This window comes from Methanofollis formosanus, assembly GCF_019633745.1.
GTDB classification, from domain to species: domain Archaea; phylum Halobacteriota; class Methanomicrobia; order Methanomicrobiales; family Methanofollaceae; genus Methanofollis; species Methanofollis formosanus.
Genome location: NZ_CP037968.1, coordinates 1,392,724 through 1,408,162 on the forward strand (window position 1 = coordinate 1,392,724; position 15,439 = coordinate 1,408,162).

The following is a 15,439-nucleotide window of genomic DNA, read 5'->3' on the forward strand; positions in this document are numbered from 1 at the left end:
AGTGACATGGCAAAAGGATATAATGACCCTGCAATGGAAGAGAAGTTCCAGGACAGGTACTTCCACGCTACGACGGAAAGCAACCCCGAATTTATCAAGGAAATCGAGCGTCTCGGCCGTACCCCTGCACACATGTGCTTCCAGTGCGGTACCTGCACCGGCTCCTGCCCCTCGGCCCCCCGGTCGAGCTACCGGATCCGGAAGTTCATGCGCCGTGCCGTCCTCGGGCTTGAGAAAGAAGCCCTGACCGACCCGGACCTCTGGCTCTGCACCACCTGCTACAGCTGCAGCGACCGGTGCCCCCGCGAAATTGCCCCGACCGACGTCATCATGGCGATGCGCAACCTCGCGTTCAAGGAGGACATCGTCCCCAGGAACTTCCTCAAGACGATCCAGCTCATCTACAACACCGGCCACGGCGTCCCCAACAACGACGTGAACCGTGCCGCCCGTGTCAAACTGGGTCTTGAAGCCGAACCTGAGACGACCCACAAGTACCCCGAGTTCATCCCGGGCATCCAGAAGATCCTGGACCACTATCAGATGAAAGAGAATGCAGACAGAATCCTCTCAGAGGGTGAGCAGTAAATGCATGAGTATGCGTTTTTCCTCGGTTGCATTGCACCGAACCGTTACCCCGGCTGTGAAGCAGCCGCCATCAGGACGAGCCGGAACGTCGGCATCGAACTTCTCCCGCTGAAGGGCGCGAGCTGCTGCCCGGCACCGGGTGCGTTCGGCGCCGTCGACCTCCGCGTCTGGTACGCCATGGCCGCCCGCAACATCTGTCTCGCCGAAGAGATGAACCGCGACATCGCCCTCATCTGCAACGGCTGCTACAAGTCGATCTACGAGGTCAACGAGCGGCTCAAGGAAGACGACGAGCTCCGCGACGAGGCCAACGAAGTCCTCGCCGAGATCGACATGGAGTTCAAGGGCTCCATCGACGTCTACCACCTCGCCGAACTCTACTACGACCCCAAGATCTGCGGTGTCGAGAAGATCCGCGAGTCCGTGGTCAGGCCCCTCGACAACACCAAGATCGCGGTCCACTACGGCTGCCACCTCCTCAAGCCACTCAAGGAGCGCCGGTTCGACGACTCCGAGAACCCGATGTGGATCGAGGAACTCGTCGAAGCAGTCGGTGCTGAGGCGGTTCAGTACCGCAACAAGATGCAGTGCTGCGGCGCCGGCGGCGGTGTTCGTGGTTTCGACCTCGCCCACTCGCTGGACATCACGAACGAGAAGCTGATCAATATCAACGAGGCAGGTGCCGACGCACTCACCGAGGTCTGCCCGTTCTGTCAGCTCCAGTTCGACCGCGGCCAGATCGAGATCCAGGAGAAGTTCGGCATCGAGTGGGGCATCCCCGTACTCCACTACAACGAACTGCTGGGCCTTGCCCAGGGAATGAGCCCCCAGGAACTTGCACTTGACCTCCACGCCATCGACTGCAAGCCGTTCCTGGACAAGATCCTGTAAGGGAGGAATATCAATGGCAGAAGAGAAGAAACAACCTAGAATTGGTGTGTTTGTGTGCCACTGCGGTACCAATATCGCTGGTACCATCGACGTGGAGGCAGTCAAGGAATATGCCGCGACCCTCCCCAACGTCATCGTCGCCGATGACTACCAGTACATGTGCTCGACCCCGGGTCAGGCAAAGATCATCGACGCCATCAAGGACCATGACCTGACCGGCATCGTCGTCGCCGCCTGTACTCCGCGTCTGCACGAGCCGACCTTCAGGACGGCCACGAAAGAGGGCGGTCTCAACCCGTTCAGGTTCGAGATGGCCAACATCCGTGACCAGAACTCCTGGGTCCACATGCACGACCCCGAAGGCGCCACTGCAAAGGCAAAGGACGCCATCAGGATCGCCGCCGCCAAGGCGTCCCTCCTCGAGGACCTCTACCCCAAGAGCGTCCCGGTCGAGCACGCCGCCATGGTCGTCGGCGCCGGTGTCGGCGGGATCCAGGCTGCACTCGACCTGGCAAACGCCGGGATCAAGACCTACCTCGTCGAGAAGAACCCGACCGTCGGCGGACGCATGTCCCAGCTCGACAAGACCTTCCCGACCCTCGACTGTTCCCAGTGTATCCTCACCCCGAAGATGGTGGACGTCGGGCGTCACCCGAACATCGAACTCCACACCTACACCGAGGTCGAGGAAGTCGACGGCTACATCGGCAACTTCGACATCACCCTCAGGAAGAAGGCCCGCGGTGTCATGAGCCAGGACGAGGCCGCGGCCAAGGGCATCGTCGGCGGCGGCTGCAACGGCTGCGGCGACTGTGCGGCGGCCTGTCCGGTCATCAAGCCGAACCCCTTCGAGTTCGGCATGGCCCCGAGAAAGGCGATCTACATCTACCACCCGCAGGTCGTGCCTCTCGTCTACACCATCGACTTCGACGCCTGTGTAAAGTGCGGGCTCTGTGTCGAGGCGTGTGGCGAGAAGAAGGCCATCGACCTCGAGATGACCGACACCTTCGAGACCGTCAAGGTCGGCACCGTCATTCTCTCGACCGGGTACGACATGTTCGAGATCGAGAAGAAGCGCGAGTGGGGCTACAAACAGTTCGACAACGTCATCACCTCGCTCGAGTTCGAGCGTCTCATCTGTGCCTCCGGCCCGACCGGTGGTCACCTGATCCGTCCGTCCGACGGCGAGACCCCGATGAAGGTCGCCTTCGTGCTCTGTGCCGGGTCCCGTGACAACACCGGTGTCGGCAAGCCGTACTGCAGCCGGTTCTGCTGCATGTACTCGCTCAAGCACGCCCACCAGCTCATGGAGAAGATTCCAGGCTGCCAGCCGTACATCTTCTACATGGACATCAGGTCGTTTGGCAAGATGTACGAGGAGTTCTACTACCGTATCCAGAACGAGGGTGCGAAGTTCATCCGCGGCCGTGTGGCCAACGTTCTTGAGGACGCGGAAACCAAGAACCTCCACGTCTATGCCGAAGACACGCTTCTCGGCCGTCCGGTCGACCTCGAAGTCGACATGGTCGTCCTTGCAGCTGCGATCCAGCCCACCGAGAACATCGACCCGGTCAGGAAGATGTTCGGTGTCTCCTGTTCACAGGACGGCTGGATGCTTGAGGCTCACCCGAAACTCAACCCGTGCGGCACCACGACCGCCGGTGTCTTCCTCGCCGGCGTCTGTCAGGGGCCCAAGGATATCCCCGACACCGTCGCCCAGGCCGAGGGTGCGGCATCCGCAGCATCCATCCCGATCCACACGGGCAAGGTCGAACTCGAACCGTACTTCGCCCAGTGTCTTGAAGAGAAGTGTGCCGGCTGTGGCATGTGCATCAGCCAGTGCCCGTACTCCGCCCTCTCGCTCGTCGAGAAGGATGGCAGGCAGGTCATGCACGTGACCGAAGCAAAGTGTAAGGGCTGCGGTACCTGCGGTGGGTTCTGTCCTGGAGGTGCAATCTACATGCAGCACTTCACCACCCCGCAGATCGTGGCTCAGATTGATGCATTCCTCCTTGGAGGTGAAGAGTAATGGCAGAAGGAGAATGGCAGCCCAAAATCATCGCAATCATCTGCAACTGGTGTTCCTACGCCGGTGCCGACCTCGCGGGCAGTGCCCGTACTCAGTATCCGCCTGACATCCGTGCCATCCGTGTGATGTGCACCGGCCGTGTCGACCCGCTCTTCATCATGAAGGCCTTTGCCGACGGTGCCGACGGCGTCCTCGTTTCCGGGTGCCACTTCGGTGATTGCCACTACATCGCAGGCAACTTCAAGTGCGCCAAGAGGATGTTCCTCCTCAAGAGTGTCCTCAAGGACCTTGGTATCGACGACAAGCGTCTCAGGATGACCTTCGTCTCCGCATCAGAGGGTGCGAAGTGGGCAATGGTCATGGAAGACGTCGTCAAGACCGTCAAGGAACTTGGACCCAGCCCGATCAACCAGCTGAAGCAGTAAATTCTGGAGGTTGTTACGGTGCCAGAAATCGAATTAAACCTCATATCCGGGCGGACAATCCACCAGGGTGTGTCCATGGAGGCGGGCAAGGAAAAGCCCGCCTACACCAAGGCCTGCGGCATCATCGAGATGGATGATGCCGACTTCAAGCGCCTGGGTGCCTGGAGGAACACCAACGTCCGTGTCACCAGCGAATACGGCAGCGTCGTCGTCAAAGCAATCCAGACCACCCAGGGTCCCCACCCTGGTGTCGCCTTCATCCCGATGGGACCGTGGGCAAACATGGTCATCAGCCCGAACACCTACTCGACCGGAATGCCAACCTTTAAAGGGGTCCCGGTCAAGGTCGAGGTCGCCGCCGACGAACCGGTGTACGACTCGCTCGAACTTGTCCGCAAGGCCTGCAGGGGTGAGATCTAATGGCGAAGATTATCTCTGACGTAGTCTGTCCGTTCTGCGGAACGCTCTGTGACGACCTGGAAGTCAAGGTCTCCGACGACGGCAAAGAGATCCTCGAGGTCTACAATGCCTGCGTCATCGGCACGGAGAAGTTCCTTCACTCCCAGGCGAAAGACCGCCTGACCGTCCCGATGAAGCAGGACGAGGAGGGCAACTGGAACGAAGTCTCGGTCGACGATGCCGTCGAGTACACCGCCCAGATGCTCTGCAACGCGAAAAAGCCGCTGATGTACGGCTGGTCTTCGACCAACTGCGAGGCGCAGTCGAAAGGCCACGAGATCGCCGAACTCGTCGGCGGGGTCGTCGACAACACCGCGACGGTCTGCCACGGCACCACCCTTATCGCCGTGCAGGACGTCGGTGTGCCGAGCTGCACCCTCGGTGAGGTCAAGAACCGTGCAGACCGGATCGTCTTCTGGGGCTGCAACCCTGCCCACGCCCACCCGCGGCACATGAGCAGGTACTCGATCTTCCCGCGTGGGTTCTTCACCGGCAAGGGTCACAAGGCCCGTAAGATGGTCGTCGTCGACCCGCGGAGCACCGACACGGCGAAGATGGCCGATCTCCACATGCAGATCGAGCAGGGTCGCGACTACGAACTGCTCAGCGCTCTGCGTGTCGCCATCCGCGGCAATCCGCTGCCCGAGACCGTCGCCGGGATCCCGAGAGAGACGATCCAGGACGTCGCCGAGACCCTCAAGTCCGGCCGTTTCGTGGTCATCTTCTTCGGCATGGGTGTCACCCAGTCGCTCTCGAAGAACCACAACATCGACATCGCCATCGCGCTCACCCGCGACCTCAACGACTACACCAAAGCGGCCATCATGCCGATGCGCGGCCACTACAACGTCACCGGCTCCGGCCAGGTGCTCGGGTGGCAGTTCGGTTACCCGTTCTGCGTGGACCTCTCCCGCGGCTTTGCCCGCTACAACCCGGGCGACTCGACCTCGAACGACCTGCTCCGCAGGGGCGAGGTGGACGCGGTCTTTGTCCTGGGTTCCGACCCGGGTGCACACTTCCCGATCTCCTCGGTGAAGAAGATCGCACAGCTCCCGTCGGTCTGTGTCGAGCCGCACTACACCCCGACCACCGCCGTCTGCAAACTCCACATGCCGGTCGCGTTCGTCGGTGTCGAGGAGGGCGGCTGTGCCTACCGGATGGACAACGTCCCGATCGAGACCAGAAAGGTCGTCGAGCCTCCCGAGGGCATGCTCAGCGACGAGGAGTTCCTCGAACGCGTGCTCGAACGAGTAAAGGAGATCAAGGGAGTTGCGTGAAATGGCAGAATATCTGATCAAGAACGGTTTCGTCTTCGACCCGGTGCTTGAGATCAACGGGGACAAGGTCGATATTGCCATCAAAGACGGCAAGATCGTCCAGTCCACCGAGATCAAGAACCCGACGGTCGTCGACGCAGCCGGCAAGACCGTGATGGCCGGCGGTGTGGACATTCACGCCCACGTCGCCGGGCCGAAGGTCAACGTCGGCAGGAACTACCGGCCCGAAGACAAGCTCTTCAACTACGAGCCCAGAAAGGGCGTAAAGAGGATGGCAGGCGGCTTCTCGGTCCCGACGGTCTTCAGGACCGGGTACAAGTACGCCCAGATGGGGTACACGACCGTGATGGAAGCGGCAATGCCGCCCCTGTACGCCCGCCATACCCACGAAGAGATGCGGGACACCCCGATCCTCGATCAGGGGGCCTACCCGGTTTTCGGGAACAACTGGTTCGTCCTTGAGTACCTCAAGAACCACGAGGTCGAGAACGCGGCGGCCTATATCTCCTGGCTGCTGCGGACCACCAGAGGGTACGCGATCAAGATCGTCAACCCGGGCGGCACCGAAGCCTGGGGCTGGGGTCTCAACTGCAACTCGATCCACGACCCGGTCCCGTACTTCGACATCACCCCGGCCCAGATCATGAAGGGCCTGATGGACGCGAACGAGGCCCTGAGGCTCCCGCACTCCATCCACATCCACACCAACAACCTGGGCAACCCGGGCAACTACGAGACCACCCTCGACACCTTCAAGCTCTTCCAGGGCGAGAAGCCGAACAACGACTTCGGGCGCGAACAGGTCATGCACCACACCCACGTCCAGTTCCACTCGTACGGTGGCGACAACTGGGGCAACGTGGAGTCGAAGGCCGACGAGATCATGAACTATGTCAACAACAATGACAACATGACCATGGATCTCGGCTGCGTGACCCTGGACGAGACCACGACGATGACCGCCGACGGGCCGTTCGAGCATCACCTCACCGAACTCAACCACCTCAAGTGGGCGAACACCGATGTGGAACTCGAGACCGCCGCCGGCGTCGTCCCGTACATCTACTCGCCCAATGTCAAGGTCTGCGGTATCCAGTGGGCTATCGGTCTTGAACTCGCACTGCTCGCCAAGGACCCGATGCGGGTCTTCATCACCACCGACCACCCGAACGCCGGTCCGTTCTTCAGGTACCCGCGGGTCATGAAGTGGCTGATGAGCCAGGACGCCCGTGAGGCCCAGATGGACGCGCTCAAGTGGGCCGAGAAAGTCAGGTCCGCCACGCTCCTCTCCGGCCTCGACCGCGAACTCACCCTGTACGAGATCGCGGCGATGACCAGGGCGGGTACGGCCAAGGCACTCGGTCTCAGCCACATGTACGGTAGCCTCAAGCCCGGCCTCGAGGCCGATGTCGCGGTCTACGACTACAACCCCGAGACGGCGGAGGACCCCGAGCTTATCGAGAAGGCCTTCGGCAACGCGGCGTACCTCTTCAAGGGCGGCGAGATCGTCGTCAAAGAGGGCGAAGTCGTCAGCAACGGCAACAAGAAGACCCTGTGGGTCGACGCCAAGGTCGCCGAGAACCCGCAGGTCCAGCGGGACGTCGCCGAGAAGTTCCTGCGGTACTACACGGTCACGCAGGCGAACTACGAGGTGAACGAGAAGGTCTTCATGAAGAACCCGTACAGGATCGAGGTCGACGCAACCCAGTGAGGAGATGACGATGGAGACGGTAACACTGACACCAAAGGCACAGCCCGAGCTCTTTATCGACGCGGAAAACATCACTCCCGATGCATTCGCAGGGAAGTCCGCGGCGGAGATCGCGGGGCTGTCCGTCTTTGAAGGGAACCAGACCCAGACTCTCGGCCAGTACTTCGAGGTCGCCGGCAAGGCCGCGGCCACGGCCGATGAGACGAAGATCGTCATCAAGGGCGATGTGACCAAGGTCAAGTACATCGGCATGAGGATGACCGGCGGCGAGATCGTCGTCGAGGGCTCGGCCGACATGTACGTCGGTGCCTGGATGGAAGGCGGCAGGATCCGTGTGAAGGGGAATGTCGACGCTTTCTCAGGGACCGGGATGAAAGGGGGCGAACTCGAGGTCGACGGCAATGCCGGCAACTACCTCGGCGCCGCCTACCGCGGTGACTGGAGAGGCATGCAGGCCGGGACCATCCGCGTCCACGGCAATGCCGGTTCCGACCTCGGGACCTTCATGAACGGCGGGACCATCATCGTCGAGGGCGACGTCGACGTCCATGTCGGCACCCACGCCGAGGGCGGGACCATCATCGTGAAGGGCAACGGCAAGTCCAAGATCGGCGGCCAGATGGTGAAGGGCGAGATCTACGTCTTCGGCACCATCGACGTCATGATGCCCGGCTATGTCTACCGGGAGGACGTGGACCTTGAAGTCGACGGTGAGTCGGCCAGGTTTGCCCTCTTCGAGGGCGACATGGGCGAGCGCCATGGCAAGCGGAAAGGCCAGGTCATCTACGGTAAAATCTACCAGAAATACTAAATTTCAATCTTCTTTTTTTCGGAAAGAGAGCGCGAGTCAGGATGTTATATTTTCCCAAGTATAATATCACCCCGTAATACGCACTGCAAAATATCTCACACATATATACAACGCACTCCGAGCCACAGGCTCCTCTATTTGAATCTTTTTTCTTGACCCCCATATATCATCGCATATATAAATCGGTAGACGCCCCCCGAGATAGCAATGCTTATATGGCGAGATGGTGATTATGCAATTGTCCCTTGAGGGACGTGCAGTAGCAACAGCAGCAATTATCAGCGATTCCTTTAGCGATTCAGTGCACAGTTCCTGTATTGTATTGGAAAAATACATCAAATCCGGAGGAATTATATGGCGAAATACTCAGACACGATCGACCTCTACGACGACGAAGGAAAACTTCTGAAGAGTGGGGTCGCACTGGAGAAGATCAGCCCGGTTGTCAACCCGGCGATCAAGAAGATCATCGACATGACCAAGCGGACGATCGCGGTCAACGTGGCCGGGATCGAGAAGGGCATCAAGACCGGCGCCGTCGGATCCAAGGCCGACTCGATTGCCGGGCGGACGCTTGACCTTGACATTGTCAAGGACGTCGATGCCATCAAGGCAAAGATCCAGGAGATGGTCCAGGTCGAGGAGGGCGACGACACCCAGATCAAGGACTTCGGAGGCAAGCTCCTCCTCGTCGAGGTGCCGAAGGCCCGTATCGAGGCCGCCGCCACCTACGACGCGGCGATCACCGCCGTCGCGGCGGCGACCACCTACGCGATCCTCGACCAGTACGACATCGGGCCCTTCGACGCCCCGATGGTCAAGGCGGCAGTCTGGGGGACCTACCCGCAGACCATGGACATGAAGGGCGCAAACGTCGCTTCCATCCTGTCCATTCCGCAGAACAACGAAGGTCTCGGTTTCGCCCTGAGGAACATCCCGGCCAACCACGTCGTGATGATCACCGGCCGCAACGCCATGCAGGGCTCCGCTCTCTCGTCGACCTTCGAGCACGCGGGCCAGTTCGAGATGGGCAACGCCATCGGACCCTTCGAGCGCGCCCAGCTCCTCGGCTATGCCTACCAGGGCCTCAACGCCAACAACCTGGTCTACGACCTGGTCAAGACCAACGGTCAGAGCGGCACGATCGGTACGGTCGTCCAGTCCCTGGTCGAGCGTGCGATCGAAGACAAGGTCATCGCACCGGGCAAGAAGGGCGGGTACTTCCAGTACTACGACACCAAGGACCCGATGCTCTGGAACGCCTACGCAGCAGCCGGTACCCTGGCCGGGACGATGGTCAACTGTGGTGCCGGGCGGTTCGCCCAAGCCGTCTCCTCGACGCTCCTGTACTTCAACGACCTGCTTGAGCACGAGACCGGTCTGCCCGGCTGTGACTACGGTCGTGTGATGGGTACTGCCGTCGGCTTCTCCTTCTTCAGCCACTCCATCTATGGTGGCGGTGGTCCGGGTATCTTCAACGGCAACCACGTCGTGACCAGGCACTCGGCAGGCTTCGCCATTCCGTGTGTGGTCGCTGCCTGTTCAGTCGATGCAGGCACCCAGATGTTCGCACCGGAAGGCACCTCCAAGATCTACGGCGAGACCTACGGCCAGATCGACGAGTTCGCGAAACCGATCCAGAACATCGCAAAGGAAGTATAAAGGTAGCCGCTGATGACAGAAGCCACATATCCCCAGTGTAGGATTGTGCCTGCGCGTTTCCTCAACCCGGAGACGGTAGAGAGTCTCCTCACCAGGATCCTGGAGATCGGTGGGATCCGAAGGCTGGTCCTGAACGGACCACGCCTCCCCGCCACCATTCCCTACGGCCCGGCCCGGGGCAAACCGAATCCTCACCCTATGCGAAAGGTGATCAGGGTCGGAGACCAGGACATGGAACTCCAGGTGCATGTGGGAACGATCCTCCTCGAACTCGAAGATCGGTCGTATATCGACCCCATCAGGCAGGCATGTGACGAAGTCTTTGTGAACTTCCCGTACGGTTTCTCGGAGGGGACGTTCATCAAGAGACAAGCGACCGTTTCAGACTACGCAAAGTACGGGCCCGACGCCGACGAACTCATTCTCGGGATGACCGATCCGAAGAGTCGCAGCGGGCCGCTTATCATTCAAGGAACCAAGTGATTTCTATGCCGATCGGAAGGGTAACCCAGGTAGTGGACTGCAGAGAGAGTATGGGCATGGGTAAAGGCGGAGGCCTTGCCCAGCGAGGGACCATATCAGAATGCCGCAGCCCCGACGTGATCGTCGTCGGGATGTCGCCGGGACGCAGGCACGTGACAAAGCCGGTCTGCGATATCACATCCGCCCTGAGGAGGGAAGGGGTGGAGTTCTCGGTGAGCACGCTCGTGCTGAACGCGGGCAGCGGTGTTCCTCCCGACGCCCCCGGCATTGCGGGGTCGGTCCTTGGCGCCTACTTCGGGCTCACCCCCCAGGAGATCGAGCAGATAGAAGAGCATAAGGTCGCGATCCTCCATCACGGGAACGTCAGATCTCATGTGGTGCAGAAGGTCAGGTTCATTCTGGAGCATGTCGACGTCAAGGCCGTCGTCGTCGCCCAGTGCCCGATCGACTACGAGGATCTCGCAAAAGAGGGCGTTAAGACCGCCCTCGTCATGCCCCCACCCGACAGGGTCAAGACCAGGGGAAGCGTCGAGGCGATCGTCTCCGGCGTCACCCGTGGCCAGACCCCTACCAGGGAGAAAATGGCTGAGGTCATCACAGCCGTTACCAGATTGATGAAAGAACACAACCCAAGGTGAAATTGTCTATGGCATACAAACCACAGTTCGGACCGGGCACCACTGTCGTCGCCGAGAACCGGCGCAAGCAGATGAACCCGGACTACCAGCTTGAGAAGCTGCGTGATGTTACTGACGAGGACATTGTCCTGATCCTCGGGCACCGTGCCCCTGGTGCAGCATACCCGACCGCCCACCCGCCCCTGGCCGAGCAGCAGGAGCCCGACTGCCCGATCAGGAAGATCGTCGAGCCGACCGAAGGCGCAAAGGCCGGTGACCGCGTCCGCTACATCCAGTTTGCAGACTCGATGTTCAACGCCCCGTCACAGCCGTACCAGAGGACGTACATGGAGTGCTACCGCTTCCGCGGTATCGACCCCGGTACGCTCTCCGGCCGTCAGATCGTCGAGTGCCGCGAGCGTGACCTGGAGGGCTACTCCAAGGTGCTCATCAACACCGAGGTCTTTGACCCGGCCAGGATCGGTATCCGCGGTGCGACCGTGCACGGTCACTCCCTCCGTCTCGCAGAGGACGGCATGATGTTCGACATGCTCCAGCGCTGTGTCCTCGGCGAAGACGGCATCGTCCGCTACGTTAAGGACCAGATCGGCGAGCCCCTGGACCGCGCGGTCGAGGTCGGCAAGCCGATGGACGAGGCCTGGCTCAAGGCGCACACCACCATGTTCCACTCACTCGCCGGGACCGGGTTCCGCGATGACCAGGAATATGTCGAGTACGTACAGCGTATCCACTCGCTGAGGACCAAGTACGGCTTCATGCCGAAGGAGGAGTGATTGACATGGCAAAGATTGAGAGGGCACAGAAACTGTTCCTGAAATCGCTCAAGGAGAAGTTCCAGGACCAGGACGTCCAGTCCGAGAAGACCGAGTTCTACAAGTTCGGCGGCATCCGCCAGTCCCCGAGGAAACTCGAGTTCATGAAGGCGAGCCAGGCCGTCGAGATGCAGCGCGGTATCTCGATGTACGACCCCGAGCGCTGCCACCTCGGCGGCCTGCCGATGGGTCAGCGCCAGCTGATGACCTACGAGGTCTCCGGCACCGGCGTCTATGTCGAGGGCGATGACCTGCACTTCGTCAACAACTCTGCCATGCAGCAGATGTGGGACGACATCCGCAGGACCGTCATCGTCGGCATGGACCTCGCGCACGCCACCCTCCAGAAGAGGCTGGGCAAGGAGGTCACCCCCGAGACGATCAACGAGTACCTCCACATCCTCAACCACGCCATGCCGGGCGCAGCCGTGGTTCAGGAGCACATGGTCGAGACCCACCCGGGCCTTGTCGATGACTGTTATGTGAAGGTCTTCACCGGCGACGACGAACTCGCCGACGACATCGAGCCCCAGTTCCTCATCAACGTCGAGAAGCTCTTCCCCGGCAAGTCGGCGGAGGCCCTCAAGGCCGCGGTCGGCAAGTCGATGTGGCAGGCAATTCACATCCCGACCATCGTCTCCAGGACGTGCGACGGCGGTACCACCTCCAGGTGGTCTGCGATGCAGATCGGTATGTCCTTCATCGCCGCGTACCGCATGTGCGCCGGTGAGGCGGCGGTCGCCGACCTGTCCTTCGCCGCAAAGCACGCCGGCGTCATCCAGATGGCCGACATCCTGCCGGCACGCCGTGCCCGTGGTCCGAACGAGCCGGGCGGCATCAAGTTCGGTCACTTCTCCGACATGATCCAGACCGACCGGAAGTACCCCAACGACCCGGCCAAGGCGTCCCTTGAGGTCGTCGGTGCAGGTACGATGCTCTTCGACCAGATCTGGCTCGGTTCCTACATGTCCGGCGGTGTCGGGTTCACCCAGTACGCCACCGCGGCGTACACCGACAACATCCTCGATGAGTACACCTACTACGGTATGGACTACATCAAGGACAAGTACAAGGTGGACTGGCAGCACCCGAACGCGGCCGACAAGGTCACGGCCACCCAGGAGATCGTCAACGATATCGCCACCGAGGTCACCCTCAACGCGATGGAGCAGTACGAGCAGTTCCCGACCCTGATGGAGGACCACTTCGGCGGTTCCCAGCGTGCCGGTGTTATCGCCGCAGCGTCCGGTCTCTCCTCCGCCATCGCCACCGGCAACTCCAACGCCGGTCTCAACGGATGGTACCTCTCCATGCTCCTGCACAAGGAAGGCTGGAGCCGTCTCGGCTTCTTCGGCTACGACCTGCAGGACCAGTGCGGTTCAGCCAACTCGCTCTCGGTCAGGCCCGACGAGGGCTGTATCGGCGAGTTCCGTGGCCCGAACTACCCGAACTACGCGATGAACGTCGGTCACCAGGGCGAGTACGCCGCTATCGTCGGCAGTGCTCACTACAGCCGCGGCGACGCGTGGTCCATGAACCCGCTGATCAAGATCGCCTTCGCCGACCCGTCCCTCAAGTTCGACTTCGCCGAACCGAGGCGCGAGTTTGCGAAGGGCGCCATCCGCGAGTTCGAGCCTGCAGGCGAGCGCTCGCTCATCATCCCGGCCAGGTAAATCCCATAACACAATTTTTTTTGATCTACTTCAAATGGGCATGAAAAAATCCAAGAATTATGCCCAAATTAGTATTTTAAAGCATCTCAGGAGAGTATTCCAAATGCTTTCCGAAACCTTTAATTGAATAATAAACGACTGTTAAATGAACCACAAAGAGTTTGTACTCCATCTGTGTGGTAACGCGAACAGAAACTCTCGTGCATCGATCCTGTGTGCGCTGGGAGGGAGACGAATGGAAAGCGTATTATTTGGCATTGGAGTAACAGCATTGGCAGGTGCCCTTGCTACTATCGCAGGCGCTGCTGAGGATACTGAGTCCAACATCGGGTCGCAGGGTGACCCGAACTCTCAGGTCCAGTTGGCTCCACAGATGGGCTATATCCACCGGATTTACAACAAGGCTGTGTCCGGTGAGCCCCCCGCATATGGTCTGTGGGTCACCATCAGCGCAGGTGTAGCGTGGGCATTCATGGCAACGGGAATGAACCCGGTGCTTGCCCTTGTCATCGCTTCTGCACTCGCGATCTTTGTGCAGGGTGTGTATGCAACGACGGCCTACCTCGGAAGGACGGCCAGTCTTGCGAAGTTTGAACAACCGGTATACATCGATGTCCTCAGGTCGGTCACCACCGTGACGATGGCGCATGCCTTTGTCGCTGTGTTCCCGGCAGTGGCGATGTGTTACCTCCTCATCGCGGCACTCGGTCACCCCTTCCCGCTGGCCCTTCTGGGCATCGTCTGGGGTATCGCTCTTGGTGCCGCCGGTTCTGCGACCGGCAACCCGTTCTATGGTAAGGAACGTCAGTACCAGTCCCAGAAGTTCGGCGCTGGTGTGCCGATCTCCGCGTCCGGCAACATCGTCAGGTACGCGGAAGCCGGTCAGCGCAGCTCGCTCGACAACGGCTGGTTCACCGCGAAGCTCGCCGGTCCGGCATCAGGTGTCTGTTTCGGCCTGATCGTGTTCCTTGAGATCTGGAGGACCGTGCTCTTTGAGGAAGTCGCCTCAGGGTGGGGCGCTATCATCGCCGGTGTCGTGATCATCCTGATCTTCATGATCATCGACCGGTATATCGAAGTCTGGGCACGGAAGAACTACGGTCCGTACCAGGCAGAAGCCACTGAGGAGGTGTCCGCGTGAGCGCAATTGCAGCAGGCTCAGGTGGAGGCGAAGGAATCAACCCCGTCGCATCAGTCATTGGTATCGTTCTTATTCTCGTCACTCTCGCAATTACCTACATCGCGGCTCCGGTCGCCATCGCGGCACTCGTCGGCGTCATCGTCGGCGGGCTTCTCATCGGCTTTGGCGTCCACTTCGTGCCGGTCGGTGGTGCCCCGGCTGCTATGGGGCAATCTCCGGGTATTGCGACCGGTGTGGCGATGCTCGCCGCCGGTGCCGGTCTCGCCGGTCTCTTCGGCGGGGCATGGGCCGCAGCGAACCCCGCGTTCGATTTTGCGGTCGTCATCGCTGCCGGCGCTGTCGGCGGCGGTCTGATGATGGCGATCACCTGTCTGATGGTCAACGTCATCTACATCTTCGGCATGGGTATCCCGGCCGCGTCCGGTAAGGTCGCCAAGGACCCGATCACCGGCGACACCCAGGAGGCATACAAGTCCCAGGGTACCGAGGGTCACGGTCTGCCGTTCATCTCCTATGTGGGCGGTGTCATCGGCGGTCTCCTCGGCGGTGCCGGCGGTACGCTCATCTACTACGAACTTCTCCAGGTCTACGCCGCGGCGCTGCCCACTGTGTTCAGTGCCGACGCCGCTGAAGTGCTGCCGATCGCCGTCTCGCTCGCCGGGATCTTCGCCATCGGTATGTTCCTGGTGAACGCCGTGCTTGCCGCGTACAACATCACGGGTACCATCGAGGGCCCCCACGACCCGAAGTTCAAGCGCTTCCCGCGTGCCATCATCGGGTGTGCGACCGCTTCGGCCGTTTGCGGGCTCTTTGCAATTCTGATTGTGGTGGTGTGAAAA

At 60.6% G+C, this 15,439-nt stretch carries 15 protein-coding genes; all 15 read left to right on the forward strand.

Annotated features, from left to right (window positions below; translation table 11 throughout):
• The first annotated feature begins 6 nt into the window (after nt 1-6).
• The 15 genes from hdrC (at nt 7) to mtrD (ending at nt 15,436) form a co-directional block, all read left to right on the forward strand.
• Complete coding sequence (hdrC, locus tag E2N92_RS06200) at nt 7-588, forward strand: CoB--CoM heterodisulfide reductase subunit C (RefSeq protein WP_220682812.1); 582 nt, start codon at nt 7-9, stop codon at nt 586-588.
• On the forward strand, nt 589-1,479 hold the full coding sequence (hdrB, locus tag E2N92_RS06205) for a CoB--CoM heterodisulfide reductase subunit B (RefSeq protein WP_220682813.1): 891 nt from the start codon (nt 589-591) through the stop codon (nt 1,477-1,479).
• 13 nt (nt 1,480-1,492) lie between these two features.
• Nucleotides 1,493-3,508 (forward strand): CoB--CoM heterodisulfide reductase iron-sulfur subunit A family protein, encoded by a 2,016-nt coding sequence (locus E2N92_RS06210; RefSeq protein ID WP_220682814.1) that lies wholly within the window; start codon nt 1,493-1,495, stop codon nt 3,506-3,508.
• A complete protein-coding gene (locus E2N92_RS06215) occupies nt 3,508-3,933 on the forward strand; it encodes a hydrogenase iron-sulfur subunit (protein ID WP_220682815.1) in 426 nt (141 codons plus the stop codon). The genes E2N92_RS06210 and E2N92_RS06215 overlap by 1 nt, the downstream gene beginning before the upstream one ends.
• An 18-nt stretch (nt 3,934-3,951) precedes the next feature.
• A complete protein-coding gene (locus tag E2N92_RS06220; protein ID WP_220682816.1) occupies nt 3,952-4,353 on the forward strand; it encodes a molybdopterin dinucleotide binding domain-containing protein in 402 nt (133 codons plus the stop codon).
• Entirely contained in the window at nt 4,353-5,669 is a 1,317-nt protein-coding gene (locus E2N92_RS06225) for a formylmethanofuran dehydrogenase subunit B (RefSeq protein ID WP_220682817.1), read from the forward strand. Before E2N92_RS06220 ends, E2N92_RS06225 begins: the two co-directional genes overlap by 1 nt.
• Before the next feature lies 1 nt (nt 5,670).
• On the forward strand, nt 5,671-7,380 hold the full coding sequence (locus E2N92_RS06230) for a formylmethanofuran dehydrogenase subunit A (protein ID WP_220682818.1): 1,710 nt from the start codon (nt 5,671-5,673) through the stop codon (nt 7,378-7,380).
• 10 nt (nt 7,381-7,390) lie between these two features.
• Nucleotides 7,391-8,191, forward strand: coding sequence for a formylmethanofuran dehydrogenase subunit C (locus tag E2N92_RS06235; protein WP_220682819.1), 801 nt, complete (start codon nt 7,391-7,393; stop codon nt 8,189-8,191).
• A gap of 354 nt (nt 8,192-8,545) precedes the next feature.
• Nucleotides 8,546-9,853: a coenzyme-B sulfoethylthiotransferase subunit beta gene (gene mcrB, locus E2N92_RS06240; RefSeq protein WP_220682820.1), complete on the forward strand. Its 1,308-nt coding sequence runs from the start codon at nt 8,546-8,548 to the stop codon at nt 9,851-9,853.
• A 12-nt stretch (nt 9,854-9,865) separates the two neighbouring features.
• On the forward strand, nt 9,866-10,336 hold the full coding sequence (gene mcrD, locus E2N92_RS06245) for a methyl-coenzyme M reductase operon protein D (protein WP_220682821.1): 471 nt from the start codon (nt 9,866-9,868) through the stop codon (nt 10,334-10,336).
• A 5-nt stretch (nt 10,337-10,341) separates the two neighbouring features.
• The gene (gene mcrC, locus E2N92_RS06250; protein WP_220682822.1) at nt 10,342-10,974 is read left to right on the forward strand and encodes a methyl-coenzyme M reductase I operon protein C; all 633 of its coding nucleotides are present in this window, start codon (nt 10,342-10,344) and stop codon (nt 10,972-10,974) included.
• Between the two features lie 8 nt (nt 10,975-10,982).
• Nucleotides 10,983-11,747 (forward strand): coenzyme-B sulfoethylthiotransferase subunit gamma, encoded by a 765-nt coding sequence (gene mcrG / locus E2N92_RS06255; RefSeq protein WP_220682823.1) that lies wholly within the window; start codon nt 10,983-10,985, stop codon nt 11,745-11,747.
• Nucleotides 11,748-11,752: 5 nt separating this feature from the next.
• Nucleotides 11,753-13,459 carry a coenzyme-B sulfoethylthiotransferase subunit alpha gene (gene mcrA / locus E2N92_RS06260; protein WP_220682824.1) on the forward strand — a complete coding sequence of 569 codons (1,707 nt, stop codon included), beginning with the start codon at nt 11,753-11,755 and terminating at the stop codon, nt 13,457-13,459.
• A gap of 235 nt (nt 13,460-13,694) precedes the next feature.
• Nucleotides 13,695-14,600: a tetrahydromethanopterin S-methyltransferase subunit E gene (gene mtrE, locus E2N92_RS06265; protein WP_220682825.1), complete on the forward strand. Its 906-nt coding sequence runs from the start codon at nt 13,695-13,697 to the stop codon at nt 14,598-14,600.
• Nucleotides 14,597-15,436: a tetrahydromethanopterin S-methyltransferase subunit D gene (gene mtrD, locus E2N92_RS06270; protein ID WP_220682826.1), complete on the forward strand. Its 840-nt coding sequence runs from the start codon at nt 14,597-14,599 to the stop codon at nt 15,434-15,436. Before mtrE ends, mtrD begins: the two co-directional genes overlap by 4 nt.
• The last annotated feature ends 3 nt before the right edge of the window (nt 15,437-15,439 follow it).

What these genes read in the sequence shown, in the direction of transcription:
- hdrC (WP_220682812.1), top strand. Translation starts at nt 7, where the DNA reads ATGGCAAAAGGATATAATGACCCTGCAATGGAAGAGAAGTTCCAGGAC.
- hdrB (WP_220682813.1), top strand. Translation starts at nt 589, where the DNA reads ATGCATGAGTATGCGTTTTTCCTCGGTTGCATTGCACCGAACCGTTAC.
- E2N92_RS06210 (WP_220682814.1), top strand. Translation starts at nt 1,493, where the DNA reads ATGGCAGAAGAGAAGAAACAACCTAGAATTGGTGTGTTTGTGTGCCAC.
- E2N92_RS06215 (WP_220682815.1), top strand. Translation starts at nt 3,508, where the DNA reads ATGGCAGAAGGAGAATGGCAGCCCAAAATCATCGCAATCATCTGCAAC.
- E2N92_RS06225 (WP_220682817.1), top strand. Translation starts at nt 4,353, where the DNA reads ATGGCGAAGATTATCTCTGACGTAGTCTGTCCGTTCTGCGGAACGCTC.
- E2N92_RS06230 (WP_220682818.1), top strand. Translation starts at nt 5,671, where the DNA reads ATGGCAGAATATCTGATCAAGAACGGTTTCGTCTTCGACCCGGTGCTT.
- E2N92_RS06235 (WP_220682819.1), top strand. Translation starts at nt 7,391, where the DNA reads ATGGAGACGGTAACACTGACACCAAAGGCACAGCCCGAGCTCTTTATC.
- mcrB (WP_220682820.1), top strand. Translation starts at nt 8,546, where the DNA reads ATGGCGAAATACTCAGACACGATCGACCTCTACGACGACGAAGGAAAA.
- mcrD (WP_220682821.1), top strand. Translation starts at nt 9,866, where the DNA reads ATGACAGAAGCCACATATCCCCAGTGTAGGATTGTGCCTGCGCGTTTC.
- mcrC (WP_220682822.1), top strand. Translation starts at nt 10,342, where the DNA reads ATGCCGATCGGAAGGGTAACCCAGGTAGTGGACTGCAGAGAGAGTATG.
- mcrG (WP_220682823.1), top strand. Translation starts at nt 10,983, where the DNA reads ATGGCATACAAACCACAGTTCGGACCGGGCACCACTGTCGTCGCCGAG.
- mcrA (WP_220682824.1), top strand. Translation starts at nt 11,753, where the DNA reads ATGGCAAAGATTGAGAGGGCACAGAAACTGTTCCTGAAATCGCTCAAG.
- mtrE (WP_220682825.1), top strand. Translation starts at nt 13,695, where the DNA reads ATGGAAAGCGTATTATTTGGCATTGGAGTAACAGCATTGGCAGGTGCC.